This window comes from Pseudomonas sp. Sample_10 (assembly GCF_004321495.1).
In the GTDB taxonomy this organism is placed as follows: domain Bacteria; phylum Pseudomonadota; class Gammaproteobacteria; order Pseudomonadales; family Pseudomonadaceae; genus Aquipseudomonas.
The window spans coordinates 131,076-147,783 of record NZ_RCOE01000063.1; the positions used below are offsets into that span (position 1 = coordinate 131,076).

A 16,708-nucleotide genomic window follows, 5' to 3' on the forward strand; every position below is an offset into this window, starting at 1 on the left:
ATCAGGCTCCCATCCACAGAATCAGTGTCGCGCACACGCAGGCGTACAGCGCGCCTTCGAACAACGCTTCATGCCAGACCAACCGCAGCACGCCGAGGCGGCGCAGCAGCCAGTCCAGCAGCAAAAATATCGGCAGCCCCAGCAACAGTGCCTGGGCAATCGGCGGCAGATAAACACCGCCTATTTCCAGATCAATGGGCAAGTGTCGGTTCTCCTTGGGGTGCTGTGGATTCAAAGTGGCCGCGGTGTCGTTCCAGGAATGACACGACGATCAGCAGCGCTACGCGCATGCGGAACACCGACCATAAATGTTCATGCACGCTTGAATGCAACGCGTCCAGTTCATCACCCAAGCTGTGCAGGCTGCCTAGCACGCGATCGACATCGATATTGGCCCGGCCGGCGACCAGGCGCCCGGTTTCCCGAACCGTGGCGAACAAACGCTCCTGCGTCTGCGGGCTCAACAACACGTTGTTTTGCCCCTGCTGCCTGAGCTGATTCAAGGCAATGCCCAGGGCCATACTGCCAAGGCTGACTTCGAACAGTTCCCGCGAAGACGAGTCCTCGATGGCTGGCAACAAGCCCAGCATCATGGTCAGGCGATCGACCATGCGGCTTTCGAAAGCAAACTGGTTTTCATCGGTGGCCGCAGCTTTCAGCAAGGCGTAGACCTGTTCGCAGTTTTCCTGGTGCAACCGACGCATGCGCAGGCCGGGCCTGAAGGGGAAAATCAAGGCATAGACACTCAAGGCAAGAGCGGCAGCGCACACGTAAGCACCGGCAAATTCGAACCATTGAATCGCGGTGTTCTGGCCCAAACCGGTGTTTTGCGGACCTAACAGCAAAAACGTGGTCAGCCCCAGACCGATCCCGGTCCCTGTGGTCGGCGGGCTGGACAACCCGACGGCGACCGCATACAGCAATGGCCCCAATAACAAAGCGAGCAATTCGAAGCTGCTGATCATCGGTACCAGGGCGAACTGAAGCACCGCCGACACGACCAACGCCAACCCCAACCCTCTGGCGTAACTCTGGACTGCCAGCAATGGCCGGGGAAATGTCGCCATCAACGAACAGAGAATGCCGGTCACGATCATCCCGCCCCGCGCGCCGTCCCAGCCGGTTTCGATCCAGATCAGGCCCGCGACCATCAGCGCGCTGTAGGCGCGGATAGCGTTCATCGCCGCCAGCGTGTAATCCAGATGCAAGGGATTCTTCTGCCCACGAAACATGCTGCTGGCGCCGCGCCCGCTCTGGATCGCGTCGCTCAACTCAAGGATGGTTTCCAGCTGCTGCAGCATTCGCGCCTGTTCCCAGCGCAAAGACCATGATAGCGAGCGCAATGTCGCCTTGAGCGGTTCGGTGAGCTGTTCCGAGCGATAAGCCAGCGCATCAAAACGCTTTTGCAATACCGCAAACTGCCGTCGTTGCTCAGCCGGAAGTGCGCGCCCTTGCCGGGCCAATTCATCGAGAAACTCCAGTTCTTCGGTGAGCAACTGCCGAATCTCCAAGGGAATCTCACCCTCCCAGCGCTCCAGCAACAATTCGCGCTGATGGCGCAACGCAGTCAGCCGTGCCGTCAACAGCACCAGTTGGTTGCCCAACAATTGCACCAGATCGTCGGCACTGCGCAACCGCGGCGCGTCGTAATAGAGGTGTCGGCGTACGCCTTCCAATGCACCAATCTGCGCAAGCAGCTGCATTTGTCGCCGATGGAACTCGGCCTCGCTTTCTTCGGTCCGGATGACGGCGCTGGCGTGCGTGGCCAGCAGCTTGATCACTTGATCGATCCGCGCGAAGTAATCCTTGGCCACGGCTTCCGGGCGTGCGGTCAATAGACTCACCACGCAAACACAGGCCACCGCGAGCAATGTTTCGGTGACACGGGTGACGGCCAGCAAAAATGTGCCGTCAGGTTCCGGCACGGCCAGCAAACCGACGACCACCGCCGTATACCCGCTGAGTACGAATGCCTGCGAACTGGTGTAGCGCAACAAGGTGCCACCGGCAGTACACAACGCCAGCCACAGGGACAGCGTGATAAGAAACGGCACCGGCGCCTGGGGGAAAATCGCCATGATCAGCACCGCCACAGCCGCGCCAAGCGTAGTGCCGATGACCTGGCCGAAACTGCGGGCCAAGACCATGCCGGCCAAGGGCTGGCTAATGATGACCACGGCCATGATCGACCATTTGGGTTGCTCAAGATCGAACACAAATGCCAGGTACAGCGTCAGCAACCCGGCCGCAATGGTTCGCAAGGCAAACAGCAACACCCCGGGGCCGGGGTGAAGGATCGCCTTGAAGTACTGCAAAAACGGCTGCATGGAACGCTCGTTGATTGCTATTCAGCAAGCGTAGACACTGCTTCGCAACCTCGACAACCTGAAGAAAGCGCTTTGCAAGCGCCCAAGGTTTGACTCACAGCCCTGCCTGACCGAAGCTGATCACTTTGCAAAAGCTTGCCAGCCCGGATTCTGCATGCCCAAGTCCCGCCGTTACCTGCTAATCAGCCTCTGTGTCCTGTTCGCCATCGGTCTTGCGTGGGCGTTTCTGCGCAGTACAACCCCTGTGATACCAGAGGCCATCAAGCGTGGTTACAGCGAAGCTCTGGAAAAGGCCCGGGCCGGCCAACCGGGTGCGGCACGGGTGCTTTACCAGCAACTGGCCCGGCCTGACATTTCGCCGAAACGACGCGTCTGGCTGCATGCCGAACTGCCCAACTATCCGAGCTCCGTCGCGCTGAAACTGGCTGATGCGGATTTGCAGCATGAATCAGCGGACGTGCGTATTGCCGCGATCAAAAGCATCAGCGGGCTGGTGTCCAGTGGCCAACGCACTCTGTTGCTGGGGCCATTGCTCGATGACCCCGAGCAAAGCGTACGCCTGGCCGCGGTCAACGCATTGCTCGGGCTTTCACCGGATGACCTTGGTCTGTATTTCGCGCCGCTGGAGCAGGCCATCGATGCCTGGCAGCAAACGCTCAAAAGTGCGCCGCAGAGTGCCGAAAAACAATATCAATTGGCGCGGTTGTATCTGCACAATGCCCAATTCAAAGAAGCCCAGCAGGCTCTTGAAAATACTTTGCGCCTTGCCCCGGACAATTTGCCGGCGCTGGTGATGCAGATCGAGGTGCTGGATAAACTTGGTCAGAACGACGCCGCTCGCCAGTTGCTGGCCAAACAACTGAAGGCGCAGCCCGATTCAGCTTATTTGCAACATGCACTGGGGATGTGGCTGTTGCATCACGGACAAAGCGAGTTCGCCCTGCTCGGACTGTCCAAGGCCGTGGAGCTTGAACCGGACAACAAGGATTACCGCTATGACCTGGCCACCACGCTGCACGGTGAACAGGAACTGGCAGCGGCGCAGAAGCAATTGCAGGATATCGTGCAGCGACACCCCAACGATCGCCGGGCGCGGGTGCTGCTGATCAACTACTGGAAGGAAAGCGGCCAGTTGCAAAACGTACAGATCCTGCTGGCCCAACTCGAACAGCTCAATCCGGATGATCCGGCCTTGCAGCAAGGTCTGTAAGGACGCGCTCTCTGCGGTGTTTCCTTATACGCATCAACCGCCCATAGCAGAAAAGGTTGAACCGTCGTCTCAACAAAGGGTCAAGTGAAACAGGCAGCCTATAATGGCCATCGTGCCAGCAGCCTCGTTTCCCCTATTCAAGAGAGGGCATTATTTGTCTATATCCAACGAGTTGATCAGCACAAAAGCGGCCACAGGTATTGAAGGCCTGGATGACATCCTCAATGGTGGATTGTCCCGCGGCCATGTGTTTTTACTTGAAGGCGAACCAGGTACCGGCAAGACCACTGTCGCATTGCATTTCCTCATGGCTGGCGCTGAAGCCGGCGAGCGTTCGTTGTACATCACCCTGTCTGAAACCGAACACGAGTTGCGCCAGGGTGCCCGTTCCCACGGTTGGGAGCTGGGCGAAAACGTCCATATCTTCGAACTGACGCCGCCCGAAAGCGTGTTGAACGCCGAGCATCAGCAATCACTGCTGTATTCCTCCGATCTGGAGCTGGGTGAAGCCACACGACAGATCTTCGAAGTGGTCGAGCGGGTCAAACCGACCCGCGTAATCCTCGACAGCCTGTCTGAAATCCGCTTGTTGGCGCAGAGTTCACTGCGCTACCGCCGCCAGATCCTGGCGATCAAGCATTACTTCGTGCGCTACGATGCCACGGTGTTGTTGCTCGACGACCTGACCACCGAATCTTTGGATAAAACCGTGCACAGTGTGGCCCACGGTGTGATTCGCCTGGAGGAGTTGACGCCCAATTACGGTGCCGAGCGCCGCCGTATCCGCGTAGTGAAATACCGCGGCCAGAAATACCGTGGCGGTTTCCATGACTTCACGATCATGACCGACGGCGTGCACGTGTTCCCGCGCCTGGTGGCCGCCGAACATCGCGGCAACTACGTCCGGCGGCAGTTGACCAGCGGCATTGCCGAAATGGACGCGCTGCTCGGTGGCGGCATCGAAACGGGTTCCAGCACGCTGATTCTCGGCCCGGCCGGCACTGGCAAATCGCTGATTTCGATGCTGTTCGCCGCCGCCGCAGTGGCTCGGGGCGAGAAAGCAGCCCTGTTCATCTTCGACGAAGAGCTTGGATTGCTGTTCGAGCGGATGAAGAACATCGGTATCGATCTGCAGGCGTTGCAGGATGGCGGGAACCTGCTGATCGAGCAGGTGGATGCCGCCGAACTGTCCCCTGGCGAGTTTTCCCACCGGGTGCGGCGATGCGTCGATCAAGGCAACATCAAGACCGTAGTGATCGACAGCATCAACGGCTATCAAGCGGCGATGCCAGAGGAGAATGCCCTGGTACTGCACATGCACGAGTTGTTGCTTTACCTCAACCGCAAAGGCGCTGCGACCTTCATGACCGTTGCCCAGCATGGACTGGTCGGCGACATGCAGGCCCCGGTGGACATTACCTACCTGGCCGACTCAGTGATTCTATTGCGCTACTTCGAAGCCTTGGGCAAAGTCCGCCGGGCCATTTCAATCATCAAGAAACGTACCGGCAGCCATGAAGCAACTATCCGCGAATACCGCATCAGCGCCAAAGGCATGACCATCGGCGAACCGTTGGAAGCCTTCCAGGGCGTACTGCGCGGCGTGCCGACCTATATGGGCGCGAGCATTCCATTGCTTGGGGATGAAGGCCTGTGATGACCCAAGCTGCGACATCCGAACGCGCAATCATTCTCGCCCCGCTGGGGCGAGACAGTCAGATTGCGATGATGTTGCTCAAAGAAGCAGGGTTCGACGGGATCATCAGCCAGGATTTACCGCAACTGTGCAGCGAACTGGAGCAAGGCGCCGGTTTGCTGCTGATCTCTTCCGAAGCGCTGTTGCGCAGTGATCTGGGTCCGCTGTTGACCCTCATCGATCAACAACCGGCCTGGTCGGACTTGCCGATTGTTTTGCTGACGCACCACGGTGGCCCGGAACAGAACCCCGCTTCGCGCTTCGGGCCGCAGTTGGGCAACGTCACGTTCCTGGAACGTCCTTTTCACCCGGAGACATTGATCAGTCTGGTGACCACCGCCTTGCGCGGCCGTCGACGACAGTACGAAGCCAGGGATCGGCTGGTCGACTTGAGCCAAAGCGAACTGCGCCTGCAAAACACCCTGGAAACCCTGGAACAACAGGTCGAAGAGCGCACCGCGCAATTGCGCCACAACGAAGAAGCTTTGCGTCAATCCCAGAAGATGGAAGCGGTTGGCCAACTCACCGGCGGTATCGCCCATGACTTCAACAACATGCTCACCGGCATCATCGGCAGCCTTGAGCTGCTGCGCCGGCGCCTGGCCCGCGGCCGCATCGAAGACCTGGACAGCCTGATCGATCTTGGCGTGACCTCGGCCAACCGGGCCGCCGGCTTGACCCATCGCCTGCTGGCGTTTTCTCGCCGGCAGTCGCTCGATTCCAAACCCGTGGAAATGAATACGCTGGTGGTTTCCATGGGTGAACTGTTGCAACGCAGCATCAATGAGAGCATTCGCCTGGACATGCAGTTGAGCGAACAACTGTGGGTGGCCGAGGCCGACCCCAATCAACTGGAAAGCGCCCTGCTCAACCTGGTCATCAATGCCCGCGACGCCATGCCCAACGGCGGCAAACTGGTGGTGACCACCTCGAACCAACATCTGGAAAACACCTTTACCGACCTGCACAGCAATCTCGAACCCGGTGATTACGTGACGCTCAGCGTCACCGACAATGGCTGCGGCATGCCGCAAAGCACCATCAACCGCGCGTTTGACCCTTTCTTCACCACCAAGCCGATCGGCCAAGGCACCGGCCTTGGATTGTCGATGATCTATGGCTTCAGCAAACAATCGCGGGGCCACGTCGCCATTCAAAGCGAAGTGGGTGAAGGCACCACGGTGAGCATTTATCTGCCGCGTTACGGTGGTGATCTGCCGCAGGATCCGCCGGTGGACAGTCACCACCCGCTCTTCGCGCAGAATGGCGAAACCGTCCTGATCGTTGAGGACGACCCGGCTGTACGGGTGCTGGTCAGCACGGTGCTCAGTGATTTGGGCTATGCCTTCGTCGAAGCGTGCGATGCCGACAGCGCCCTGCCGATCTTTGAATCCGCGCAACGCATCGACCTGTTGATCAGCGATGTCGGACTGCCCGGCATGAACGGCCGGCAACTGGCAGAAATCGGCCGGCAGTTCCGGCCCGGCCTGAAAGTCCTGTTCATCACCGGTTATGCCGAACACGCGGCCGTACGCGGCGGATTCCTCGATCCGGGCATGCAGATGATCACCAAGCCATTCACGTTTGACCTGTTGACGGCCAAAGTGAGGGAGATGATCAGCGCCTGAAGCGGCTTCTGCCGGGATTCAGGAGAGCATGTCCTGCATGATTTCCTGTAACACGTCCAGGTCGAATGGCTTGGCCAGTATCGGTGCCGAGCGGGTGATCGGGCTGTCTGTTTCACGGATTTCCTGCGGGTAGCCGCTGATGAAAATCACCTTCAGCTCCGGTCGCAGTTTTACCGCGGGCTCGGCGATCTGCACGCCGGAAATCCCACCCGGCAGGCGGAAGTCAGTGATCATCATGTCCAGGTGCGGCTTGCTGGCGAGAATCTCAAACGCTTGCTCGCCATTCTCGGCCTGCAACACCCGGTAGCCCTCCCCCGACAGATAGGCCGACAGGACCATCAGAATCGAGGGGTCATCTTCGACGATCAGTACGACGTCTTGTGCATCTTCACTCATGGGAAGCCTTTGTTCGGTCAATAGCTGCTGATACGACCGTAGGGTCGATCAGAGGTTGCGTTTATCGGGCTGTTTTCCTACAGCGGCAGACAAACGCGAAACAGGGCGCCTTCGCCAATCCGGCTTTCGACGGTAATGGTACCGCCATGGGCGGTGACAATCTGTTCGGAAATAAACAATCCCAAACCCAGTCCGGCGACGGCGTGCTTGGCCGACACCCGCTCGAACTGCTGGAAAATCCGTTGCTGGTTTTCTTCACTGATGCCGATTCCGCAATCACGGACTTCTATCCGTGCTTCGCCGTGCTCACTGTACACCTTGACGCTGATCGGACTCTTGGCGCCGTAGCGCAAGGCATTGGTCAACAGATTGGAAACTACCTGCTCAATGCGGAATTCGTCCCAATTGCCGACCACCGGTTGTTCGGCTTCAAGTGTCACGGTCGCTTCGGCGGCTTCGATCTGTTGGGCAAAATTTTCCAGCAGGGCGCGCACCAGGGCCGAAAGATCAAACCGCGTGGGGCGAATCGACAATTTGCCGGTGCGGATGCGTGACACATCGAGCATGTCTTCGATCAACCGGATCAGGCTTTTGATCTGCCGTTCGTCGCGATCGACCATGGCGTGCATTTTGTCGAGGGTGAATGCGGAGGCGTTATCCCGGGCCAGGTGCATCTTGCGCAGTTGGGTTTCGAGGATCAGGCCGTTGAGCGGCGTGCGCACCTCATGGGCGACAATCGACATGAAGTCATCGCGCATGCGTACCGCCTGTTGCAATTCCAGCTGGGTGCTCTGCAATTGCTTGAGCAGCGCTTCCTGCTCGCGGCGACTTTGCTCGAGTTCTTCAACTTGCTGTTTCATCGCCTTGCTCTGGCGGAACAGCTCGACGAAAACGTTGACCTTGCTCTTGACCGCATGGATGTCCAGCGGTTTGTGCAGGAAGTCCACAGCGCCGCTTTCGTAGCCCTTGAACGCGTAATTGAGCTCACGACCGGCGGCACTGACAAACACGATTGGAATGTTCTTGGTTTTTTCCGTACCGCGCATCAACTCGGCCAGTTCGAAGCCATTCATCCCGGGCATCTGTACATCGAGAATGGCCATGGCGAATTCGTGTTGCAGCAACAGCGACAAGGCCTCGTCGGCAGATTGCGCTTTGTAGACGGTACGGTCTTCACGCTTGATCAGCGCTTCGAGTGCCAACAGATTCTCCGGCAGATCGTCCACGATCAGCAGTTTGGCCTGGATATTACTTAGCATGCGATTCGTTCCAGCTCGACAAGCAGACGGCCGATGCCGCGGATAGGGAGAATGTGGTCAGGTTGGTGAATATCCAATGCTGCCTGGGGCATGGTTGCAACCTGGGCTTCCTGCGGGTCTTGCACGATGGTCAGACCGCCGCGCTGCTTGACCTGCGCCAGACCGTTCGCACCGTCACGGTTGGCGCCCGTCAGCAAGACTGCCGCCAGGCTGGGACCGTAGGCGTCGGCGGCAGACTCGAACAGGTAATCGATGGCCGGCCGCGAATGATGAACGCGGTCTTCCAGGCTCAGGGAAAAGCTGCGGTCCTGCTCCACTGACAAGTGATAGCCGGGCGATGCGAAATACAGGGTGCCGGACACCACCGGAGTCTTGTCGCTGGCTTCCTGAACCGGCAGCGACACTCGCCGGGCGAACACTTCCGCCAGATGGCTGCGACGCTGTTCCGGCAAGTGCAACACGACAATGATCGGCAACACGAAGCCTGCACGCAGCGGGCCGAGAATACTCAGCAGCGCCTCGACCCCACCGGCCGAAGCGCCGATCACGATCGCTTCTACTGAAGGCAAACCCGTTGCGCTGTTCATGATTTGCGATAAATCCGTTCTTGTTTGACCAGCGGTTCGAACTGGTTGCCGAAGGCTGAAAAATCCGGGGTTTCCTTGCTGCCCAGCACCAGGAAACCACGGTGGCACAGCGACTCATGAAACAAACCGAAAGCCCGATCCTGAAGTTTTTTATTGAAATAGATCAATACGTTACGACACGAAATTAATTGTGTTTCTGAAAATACACTGTCGGTAGCCAGGCTGTGGTCGGCAAAGGTCACGTTCTCGCACAGCGACTTGTCGAAAATGGCGTAGCCATACGCCGCCGTATAGTAGTCGGCGAACGAGCGTTTACCACCGGCTTGCTGGTAGTTGGAAGTGTAGGCGCGGACATTCTCCATCGAGAATATTCCCTGCTTGGCCTTGTCCAGCGAGCGCGGATTGATGTCGGTTGCATAAATGATGGTGCGCTCAAGCAAGCCCTCTTCACGCAGGAGGATGGCCATCGAATAGACCTCCTCCCCCGTGCTGCAGCCAGCAATCCAGATCTTGATCGACGGGTACGTCTTGAGGAGCGGCACCACTTCCTGGCGGATGGCCAGGAAGTGCGAAGGGTCGCGGAACATTTCACTGACCGGAATCGTCAGCAATTGCAGGAGCTGCATGAAGGCCATCGGGTCATGCAGGACTTTTTCCTGGAGGGCCGAAATGGTGTTGCATTCGAACTGACTCAGCGCATGGCTCACCCGGCGCTTGATGGAAGCGCCTGAATAATCACGAAAATCGTAGCTGTACTTGAGGTAGATGGCCTCGATCAACAACCGCAACTCTATCTCGCTGATTCGTTCCCCTGAATAATTGCGCTCCACTTAGATACGTTCCATCTTTGGCAACCACACACGGATCAACGAAAACAACCGATCCAGGTCGATGGGCTTGGCCAGATAATCATTGGCGCCTGCTTGCAGGCAGCGTTCCTGATCGTCCTTCATGGCCTTGGCCGTCACCGCGATGATCGGCAACTTGCGCCAGCGCGGGTCCTTGCGGATCTCGATGGTGGCTTCAAAACCATCCATCTCCGGCATCATCACGTCCATCAACACCAGATCGATGTCTTCCACTTCATTCAATCGCTCAATCGCTTCCCGGCCGTTACGGCCGATGACCACGACCGCACCTTTATGCTCCAGCGCGCTGGTGAGGGCGAAGATGTTGCGTACATCGTCGTCCACCAACAGCACTTTGCGTCCCTCGAAGACTTTGTCGCGGCTGCGGGCAGTCTTGAGCATCTTCTGTCGCTCATGGGACAACCGCGATTCGACTTTGTGCAGAAAAAGTGTCACCTCATCCAGTAAACGCTCGGGCGAGCGCGCGCCCTTGATGATGATAGAGCGCGAATACTTGCGCAGTTCCGCCTCTTCATCCCGGGTGAGGTTGCGTCCGGTATAGACAATCACCGGCGGAAACGAGCAGATATCTTCGGTAGACATGCGCTTGAGCAAGTCATTGCCGAGCATGTCCGGAAGCTTCAGATCGATGATCATGCAATCGAACACCGTGCTTCGCAGCAACTGCAGAGCATCCTGGGCCAAGCCGACCGCGGTGATCTCGATGTCATCGTCGCCAATCAACCGGGAAATACTGTCACGCTGCAAATCGTCGTCTTCAACCAGCAAGACGCGCTTGACCTTCTGGGTCAGTTTGGCTTCCAGACGCGAAAACACGTCCTTGAGTTCTTCACGGGTGGTCGGTTTGACCGCATAACCGATCGCGCCCATGTGCATCGCCGCTTCGACCCGGTCCTCGACCGAAATCACGTGCACAGGAATGTGCCGGGTTTCGGCGTGTTCCTTCAAACGTTGCAGCACGGTCAAGCCGGAATGGTCCGGCAGGCGCATATCCAGCAGGATGGCATCGGGAATGAACTCCCGGGCCAGGTCGTAACCTTCGTCGGCACCGTGAGCCACCAGGCAGTGGTAGCCCAGTTCATGCGCGAGATCGAAGAGGATGTGCGCAAAGTTCGGCTCGTCTTCCACCACCAGGATGCAACGCGAGGTGAACGGCGCCTTCTGCCGGTCATCATTGAAACGCGGAATATCCTGCGCCACCACCGACGCCACGGTAGCTGGCGCAACATAAGGTGCAATCGCCACCGGCGCGGCACGCATCGGTTCGACGGGTTCTTCTCCGGGCTCAATGTACTGCTGCGGCAAGACCAGGGTGAATACACTGCCCTGCCCCGGCGTGCTGCTCACGCTGATGGAGCCACCGAGCAGGGCCGCCAGGTCGCGGGAGATCGACAGCCCCAGACCGGTTCCGCCGTATCGCCTGTTGGTGGTGCCGTCGGCTTGGCGGAACGCTTCAAAAATGCTTTCGTGCTGATCGGCGGCAATGCCGATGCCGGAATCACGGACGCTGAAGGCTATGCCATTGTTCGGCGCTGCGGCGACGCTCAGGCTCACGCTGCCTTTTTCGGTGAACTTCACCGCGTTGGACAACAGATTCTTGATCACCTGCTCCAGGCGCTGACGGTCGGTGAACATCATCGCGGGCACGCCGTCCTGCAAATCGACATGGAATTGCAGCTGCTTGTCCGTTGCCAACGGCTGGAACATTCCGCGCAGGCCGTCCACCAGACGCGCAACACTGGTGTTCTCCGGGCGAATCTCGAGCTTGCCGGCCTCGACCTTGGAGATATCGAGAATGTCGTTGATCAGGTTGAGCAAATCGTTGCCGGCGGAGTAAATCGACTCGGCGAACTTCACCTGTTCGGCGCTGAGGTTTTCCTGAGGGTTTTCCGCCAGCAACTTGGCCAGAATCAACGAGCTGTTCAATGGCGTGCGCAGTTCGTGGGACATGTTGGCGAGGAACTCGGACTTGTACTTGCTTGAGCGCTGCAACTCTTCGGCGCGCTCTTCGAGCTGGATCTGCGCCTGATTGAGTTCAGTGTTCTTGAGGTCCATGGCGTCGCGTTGTTGGGCCAGTACTTCGGCCTGTTCGGCGAGTTGTTCATTGGTCTGTTCCAGCTCGACCTGTTGCGTCTCGAGATGGGCCTGGGATTCCTTGAGAATCCGCGACTGCTCTTCGAGTTCCTCGTTGGCGGTCTTGAGTTCTTCCTGCTGCACTTGCAACTCTTCGTTGAGTTGCTGGGTTTCGGCCAGCACTTCCTGCAAGCGCTGACGATAGCGCGCAGCCTCGATAGACGTGCCGATGTTACCGGCAATCAACTCCAGCAATTCGATGTCGCGGTCAACCAAGGGCCGCAGGAAACCCAGTTCGATGACACCGTTGACCCGGTCGTCATCACTGGTCGGCACCACCAGCACACTGCGTGGCAGCCCTTCACCGAGGCCGGAGCTGACCTTGAAGTAGTCGCTCGGTACGTTGTCGAGGCGAATCAACTTGGCCTGATGCGCAACTTGGCCAACGATGCCTTCCTCACTGTAGATATGTTGCTCAAGTGCTTCCTGTTCGCGCGAAAAACCGTAAGACGCAACTCGCCGCAGGCCACCGTGTTCTTCGCGCACGTAAATCGCCGCCACGGCGCTGCCCAGGTACTGCGCGCAGAATTGCAGGATGTTGCGCCCCAGCAAATTCAGGGACAGTTGCCCCAATACTTGCTCGGCCAGTTCGGTCTGGCCGTTGCGCAGCCACGCTTGTTGCTCCAGGCGCTGAGCACTGGCTTGCTGCGCAGCCAATGTCGCGGAGTAGCTTTGCGACAGGTTCAACAGATCACGACGGCCGATGTAGGCCAGCAACGCGCTGATGCCCGCGATAAACAGCAGATAAAGGCCAATGCTCCAGACAGTGGTGCGCCGCACCTCTTCATTGCGCGTGGCACGCAGTTGCTGCTCCATGTCGATCACGTCTTCGAACTGCTTGCGTATCTCGTCGGTCAGGCGCTTGCCTTTGCCGGCGCGGACCGCGCTGCGGTAATCGCCGCTCGATCGCTGCAGATCAATCATCGATTGCGCGTAATTGGCCCATTCTTGCTGCAACGACTGCAGGCGGTGCAAGCGATCGGTCTGGACCGGATTGTCCGCCGTCAGTTCGAGCAACGTATTGAGCACCACCTCGACCCGAGGCTTAGCCGTTTCATAAGGTTGGAGAAACTTTTCGTCGCCACTGAGCAGAAACCCGCGCATCCCGGTTTCCAGGTCGACCGTCAGCTTGACGGCCTCATTGGCGTTATTGATGACCCGATCGGTGTGCTCGACCCATTGGATCGTCGACAGCAGATAGGTAATCAATGACACGAAGAAAACAGCGCTGATGGCGCCGACACCCAGCGGCAGGCTGATATTGCGGCTCAGGAGTTTGCGGAATCGTTGCTCATCAACCAAAGACGCAGAGGTCATGGGGCAGGCCTTGTCGAACTGTCAGAATTGGGCGAGTTTGCCCCAAAACTGGCACATTGATCCATTTTTCTCACATGTTTTAACGCCAGGTCCTACATTCCCCTGCGCCAGTTGATGGACGCGGGTATCCTTGCCTGACATGTGCGACCAATCTTTTTCCGTCCCTCGGGAACTTGTCGGGAGCCGTCACTTACTCATGCAAGAGACCGGCGCTTTCGCAAGCCGGCAACCGCCAATCATTTTTCAGGAACCCCACTATGTCCACCGCCAATGCGTCCACCATTCTTGTCGTCGAAGACGATGCCATCGTGCGCATGCTGATCGTCGATGTGCTGGAGGAGTTGGAGTTCAAGGTACTTGACGCGGATGGTAGCGAACAGGCGCTGGAGTTCCTCAATGACGAGGACCAGCACATCGACTTGATGATGACCGACGTCGGCCTGCCGGTGATGGATGGTCGGGAACTGGCCATCCAGGCCCGGATGCTGCGCCCGCAGTTGCCCATCCTGTTCGCCAGTGGTTATGCGGAGAATATTGACGTGCCCGAAGGCATGTCGGTGATTGGCAAACCGTTTTCGATCGATCAGTTGCGAGACAAGGTCCAGGGAATTCTCGCGCAGTCGAAGTAAGCTGGTTTGGATGAACAACAATTGCTGGTGATCCGCATTCGATTCAGGTGACCTGGAAGGTTACGTACACTCTCACCTGTTTTTCCCTGGTATCGCCTTATTCTCGTTTGTAGCCTGGAACAATCGCCCATGAATCAACCTCGCCAAACCAAAGTCCTGGTCATCGGCTACGTCTGGCCCGAGCCCCGTTCTTCGGCGGCCGGTGGGCACATGATGCAAATTCTCGAGACCTTCTTGCAGCAAGGGTGGGACATCACCTTCAGCAGCCCTGCCGGTTATGGTGAGCAGCGCGCTGACCTGACGTCGCTGGGCATTCGCGAAGTGCCGATCGAATTGAACAACAGCAGCTTCGACACATTCATCCGCGAACTCGCGCCGGATGTGGTGCTGTTCGACCGTTTCATGATGGAAGAACAGTTCGGCTGGCGCGTGGAAAAACACTGTCCCGACGCCGTTCGCGTGCTGGAGACGTCGGACCTGCAGAGCTTGCGTGATGCCCGGCAGCAACGTCTCAAACAGCGTTTGAAGGCCAGTGACGACGCGAATGACTTCAGTGAACTGTTTGCGCCCAGCCTGCGTGAAGAGTTTGAGTTCATGGCCGATAACGATCTGGCCAAGCGTGAGATTGCCGCGATCTATCGTTGCGACTTGAACCTGATGATTTCCGAAGTGGAAATCCAATTGCTGATCGAACAGTTCAAATTGCCCGCTACCCTCTTGCATTGGTGCCCGCTGATGGTCGATCTGCCGAGTGTGGCGCCGGCCGCATTTGAAGACAGGGCGCACTTTCTCAGCATTGGTAACTTCCGGCACGCGCCCAATTGGGATGCGGTGTTGTGGATGAAAACCACGATCTGGCCGCTGATTCGCGAGCAACTGCCCGCGGCGCAACTGCACATCTATGGCTCATACACGCCACCCAAGGCAACAGCACTGCATAACCCGGCCCAGGGATTTCATGTCATGAACTGGGCAGAAGATGCCTTGCAAGTCATGTCGGCGGCTCGAGTGTGCCTGGCACCGCTGCGTTTCGGTGCCGGCATAAAGGGCAAAATTGTCGATGCGATGCTCTGCGGCACCCCCAACGTCACGACGCCCGTAGGGGCGGAGGCGATGCACGGCGACGAAGCCTGGCCCGGCGCCGTCGCCCGCACCGCTCGCGAGATTGCCAAGCATGCGGTGCAACTTTACACCGACAAGCCTCGCTGGCTTGAAGCACAGGCGCATGGCCAGACCTTGCTCGCCAACCGCTACCGGCAATCCTTGCATGGCCCGGCGTTGATTCAGCGACTGATGGAATGTCGACAGAATCTGGCGAACATTCGACGGGATAATTTCACCGGCAGCATGTTGCGCCATCACCACCACAAAAGTACCCAGTACATGGCGCAATGGATTGAGGCAAAGAACCGGAATACGATCGACGCCATGTAACCAAAACACAAAAGCGCCCTGCCATGACCCGAATCGCCAGAGTCACCGACCCTTCCTACGAATTGATGGACGACCACAACGGCTTGTCCATCATCTATCGTCAGCACGGTTTTCCTTGTCCGTTGGTGCGCTGGCATTTCCACAAGGAATACGAACTGCACCTGATCGTCGCCAGCTCAGGCAAAGTATTCATCGGCGATTACATTGGCAATTTTTATCCCGAAACCCTGTTTCTGACTGGCCCTAACCTGCCCCATAACTGGATCAGCCAGGTCGCCGAAGACGAAGTCGTGCCCAAACGCGACATGCTGGTCAACTTCACTGACGAGCTGTTCGACAGTGGCTATCAGGTCTTCGCCGAACTCAAGACCCTCGCGCCACTGCTGGAGCGCGCCAAGTACGGCATCGAGTTTCGTGGCAAGCAGACGATTGGCCGAGCGATGGACCTGATGCAACGCATCGCCGATAGCACCGGCGTGACCCGGCTCGGGCACTTTTTCATCCTACTGGAATTGCTGGCCGCTACTGATGACTATCAGTTGCTGTCCGGCGCAACCACGCCGCAACTGGCCGACGAACACAATATTGATCGCACCAACCGCGCGGTGGATTACATTTTTGCCCATTACGCCCGGGACTTGACGCTGGAGGAAGTGGCCGAGCATCTGGGCATGAAACCGACCTATTTCAGCCGAGTGTTCAAGCAGGCCACCGGGCGCAACTTCATCGAGTTCGTCAATCGCCTGCGTATCAGCAAGTCCTGCGAGTTGTTGGCCGATGGTGATAAACCGGTGACCGACGTTTGCTTCGAGTCGGGCTTCAACAACATTTCCAACTTCAACCGACGCTTCCAGCAGCTCAAGGGCATGACGCCTTCGCATTACCGGCGGTTGGTGGTGCACAGATTGACCGAACAAAACCTCAGTTAAATAGAAGCTTTTGTAGGAGCAAGGCTTGCCCGCGATGGCGTGTTTGAGGTCGGCATCGCGGGCAAGCCTTGCTCCTACGGGATGTTTGGCGACCTTGGGGTAGCGAAGACCTGTACGGATTCAATACCCCTGCCTCGCTGGAACCCCCTTCCCTGCGTCTACATCGCCAAACAGCAGTGCAAAAAAGTATCGATCCCAGTGCGATGGATGATTTGTCTCGCCCGCCATTGAAGGCTGTAATCAGCACAGATTCTTCCAGCCTTCGGAAGACACAAAAACAATAACTGTCCTTCT

Annotated in this window: 13 protein-coding genes; 6 read left to right on the forward strand and 7 right to left on the reverse strand. The window is 57.9% G+C overall.

The window, feature by feature from the left end:
• Position 1: 1 nt before the first annotated feature.
• Together D8U18_RS05775 and D8U18_RS05780 are read right to left on the reverse strand one after the other, a co-directional pair.
• Positions 2–202 carry a DUF1656 domain-containing protein gene (locus D8U18_RS05775; RefSeq protein ID WP_056855407.1) on the reverse strand — a complete coding sequence of 67 codons (201 nt, stop codon included), beginning with the start codon at positions 200–202 and terminating at the stop codon, positions 2–4.
• Positions 192–2,327 (reverse strand): FUSC family protein, encoded by a 2,136-nt coding sequence (locus D8U18_RS05780; RefSeq protein ID WP_131107257.1) that lies wholly within the window; start codon positions 2,325–2,327, stop codon positions 192–194. Before D8U18_RS05780 ends, D8U18_RS05775 begins: the two co-directional genes overlap by 11 nt.
• 154 nt (positions 2,328–2,481) lie before the next feature.
• Between D8U18_RS05780 and D8U18_RS05785 the strand changes: the two genes are divergently transcribed.
• From D8U18_RS05785 to D8U18_RS05795, 3 genes are all read left to right on the forward strand, one after another.
• Positions 2,482–3,537 (forward strand): tetratricopeptide repeat protein, encoded by a 1,056-nt coding sequence (locus D8U18_RS05785; RefSeq protein ID WP_131107258.1) that lies wholly within the window; start codon positions 2,482–2,484, stop codon positions 3,535–3,537.
• Between the two features lie 154 nt (positions 3,538–3,691).
• Positions 3,692–5,194, forward strand: coding sequence for an ATPase domain-containing protein (locus tag D8U18_RS05790; protein WP_056855410.1), 1,503 nt, complete (start codon positions 3,692–3,694; stop codon positions 5,192–5,194).
• The gene (locus tag D8U18_RS05795) at positions 5,194–6,861 is read left to right on the forward strand and encodes an ATP-binding protein (protein WP_131107259.1); all 1,668 of its coding nucleotides are present in this window, start codon (positions 5,194–5,196) and stop codon (positions 6,859–6,861) included. The genes D8U18_RS05790 and D8U18_RS05795 overlap by 1 nt, the downstream gene beginning before the upstream one ends.
• A gap of 18 nt (positions 6,862–6,879) precedes the next feature.
• Here the strand turns inward: D8U18_RS05795 and D8U18_RS05800 are convergent, their stop codons facing one another.
• The 5 genes from D8U18_RS05800 to D8U18_RS05820 form a co-directional block, all read right to left on the reverse strand.
• On the reverse strand, positions 6,880–7,257 hold the full coding sequence (locus D8U18_RS05800; RefSeq protein ID WP_056855412.1) for a response regulator: 378 nt from the start codon (positions 7,255–7,257) through the stop codon (positions 6,880–6,882).
• Between the two features lie 77 nt (positions 7,258–7,334).
• Complete coding sequence (locus D8U18_RS05805) at positions 7,335–8,516, reverse strand: hybrid sensor histidine kinase/response regulator (RefSeq protein ID WP_056855413.1); 1,182 nt, start codon at positions 8,514–8,516, stop codon at positions 7,335–7,337.
• The gene (locus D8U18_RS05810; RefSeq protein ID WP_056855414.1) at positions 8,510–9,103 is read right to left on the reverse strand and encodes a chemotaxis protein CheB; all 594 of its coding nucleotides are present in this window, start codon (positions 9,101–9,103) and stop codon (positions 8,510–8,512) included. The genes D8U18_RS05805 and D8U18_RS05810 overlap by 7 nt, the downstream gene beginning before the upstream one ends.
• Positions 9,100–9,933, reverse strand: a complete 834-nt coding sequence (locus tag D8U18_RS05815; RefSeq protein WP_056855415.1) for a protein-glutamate O-methyltransferase CheR — start codon at positions 9,931–9,933, stop codon at positions 9,100–9,102. Before D8U18_RS05815 ends, D8U18_RS05810 begins: the two co-directional genes overlap by 4 nt.
• Positions 9,934–13,422, reverse strand: a complete 3,489-nt coding sequence (locus D8U18_RS05820) for a response regulator (RefSeq protein WP_131107260.1) — start codon at positions 13,420–13,422, stop codon at positions 9,934–9,936.
• Positions 13,423–13,679: 257 nt separating this feature from the next.
• Between D8U18_RS05820 and D8U18_RS05825 the strand changes: the two genes are divergently transcribed.
• The 3 genes from D8U18_RS05825 (at position 13,680) to D8U18_RS05835 (ending at position 16,414) form a co-directional block, all read left to right on the forward strand.
• Positions 13,680–14,051 carry a response regulator gene (locus D8U18_RS05825; protein ID WP_130905586.1) on the forward strand — a complete coding sequence of 124 codons (372 nt, stop codon included), beginning with the start codon at positions 13,680–13,682 and terminating at the stop codon, positions 14,049–14,051.
• Between the two features lie 129 nt (positions 14,052–14,180).
• Complete coding sequence (locus D8U18_RS05830; RefSeq protein ID WP_131107261.1) at positions 14,181–15,485, forward strand: glycosyltransferase; 1,305 nt, start codon at positions 14,181–14,183, stop codon at positions 15,483–15,485.
• A 23-nt stretch (positions 15,486–15,508) separates the two neighbouring features.
• Complete coding sequence (locus tag D8U18_RS05835; protein WP_130907277.1) at positions 15,509–16,414, forward strand: AraC family transcriptional regulator; 906 nt, start codon at positions 15,509–15,511, stop codon at positions 16,412–16,414.
• Positions 16,415–16,708 lie beyond the last annotated feature (294 nt).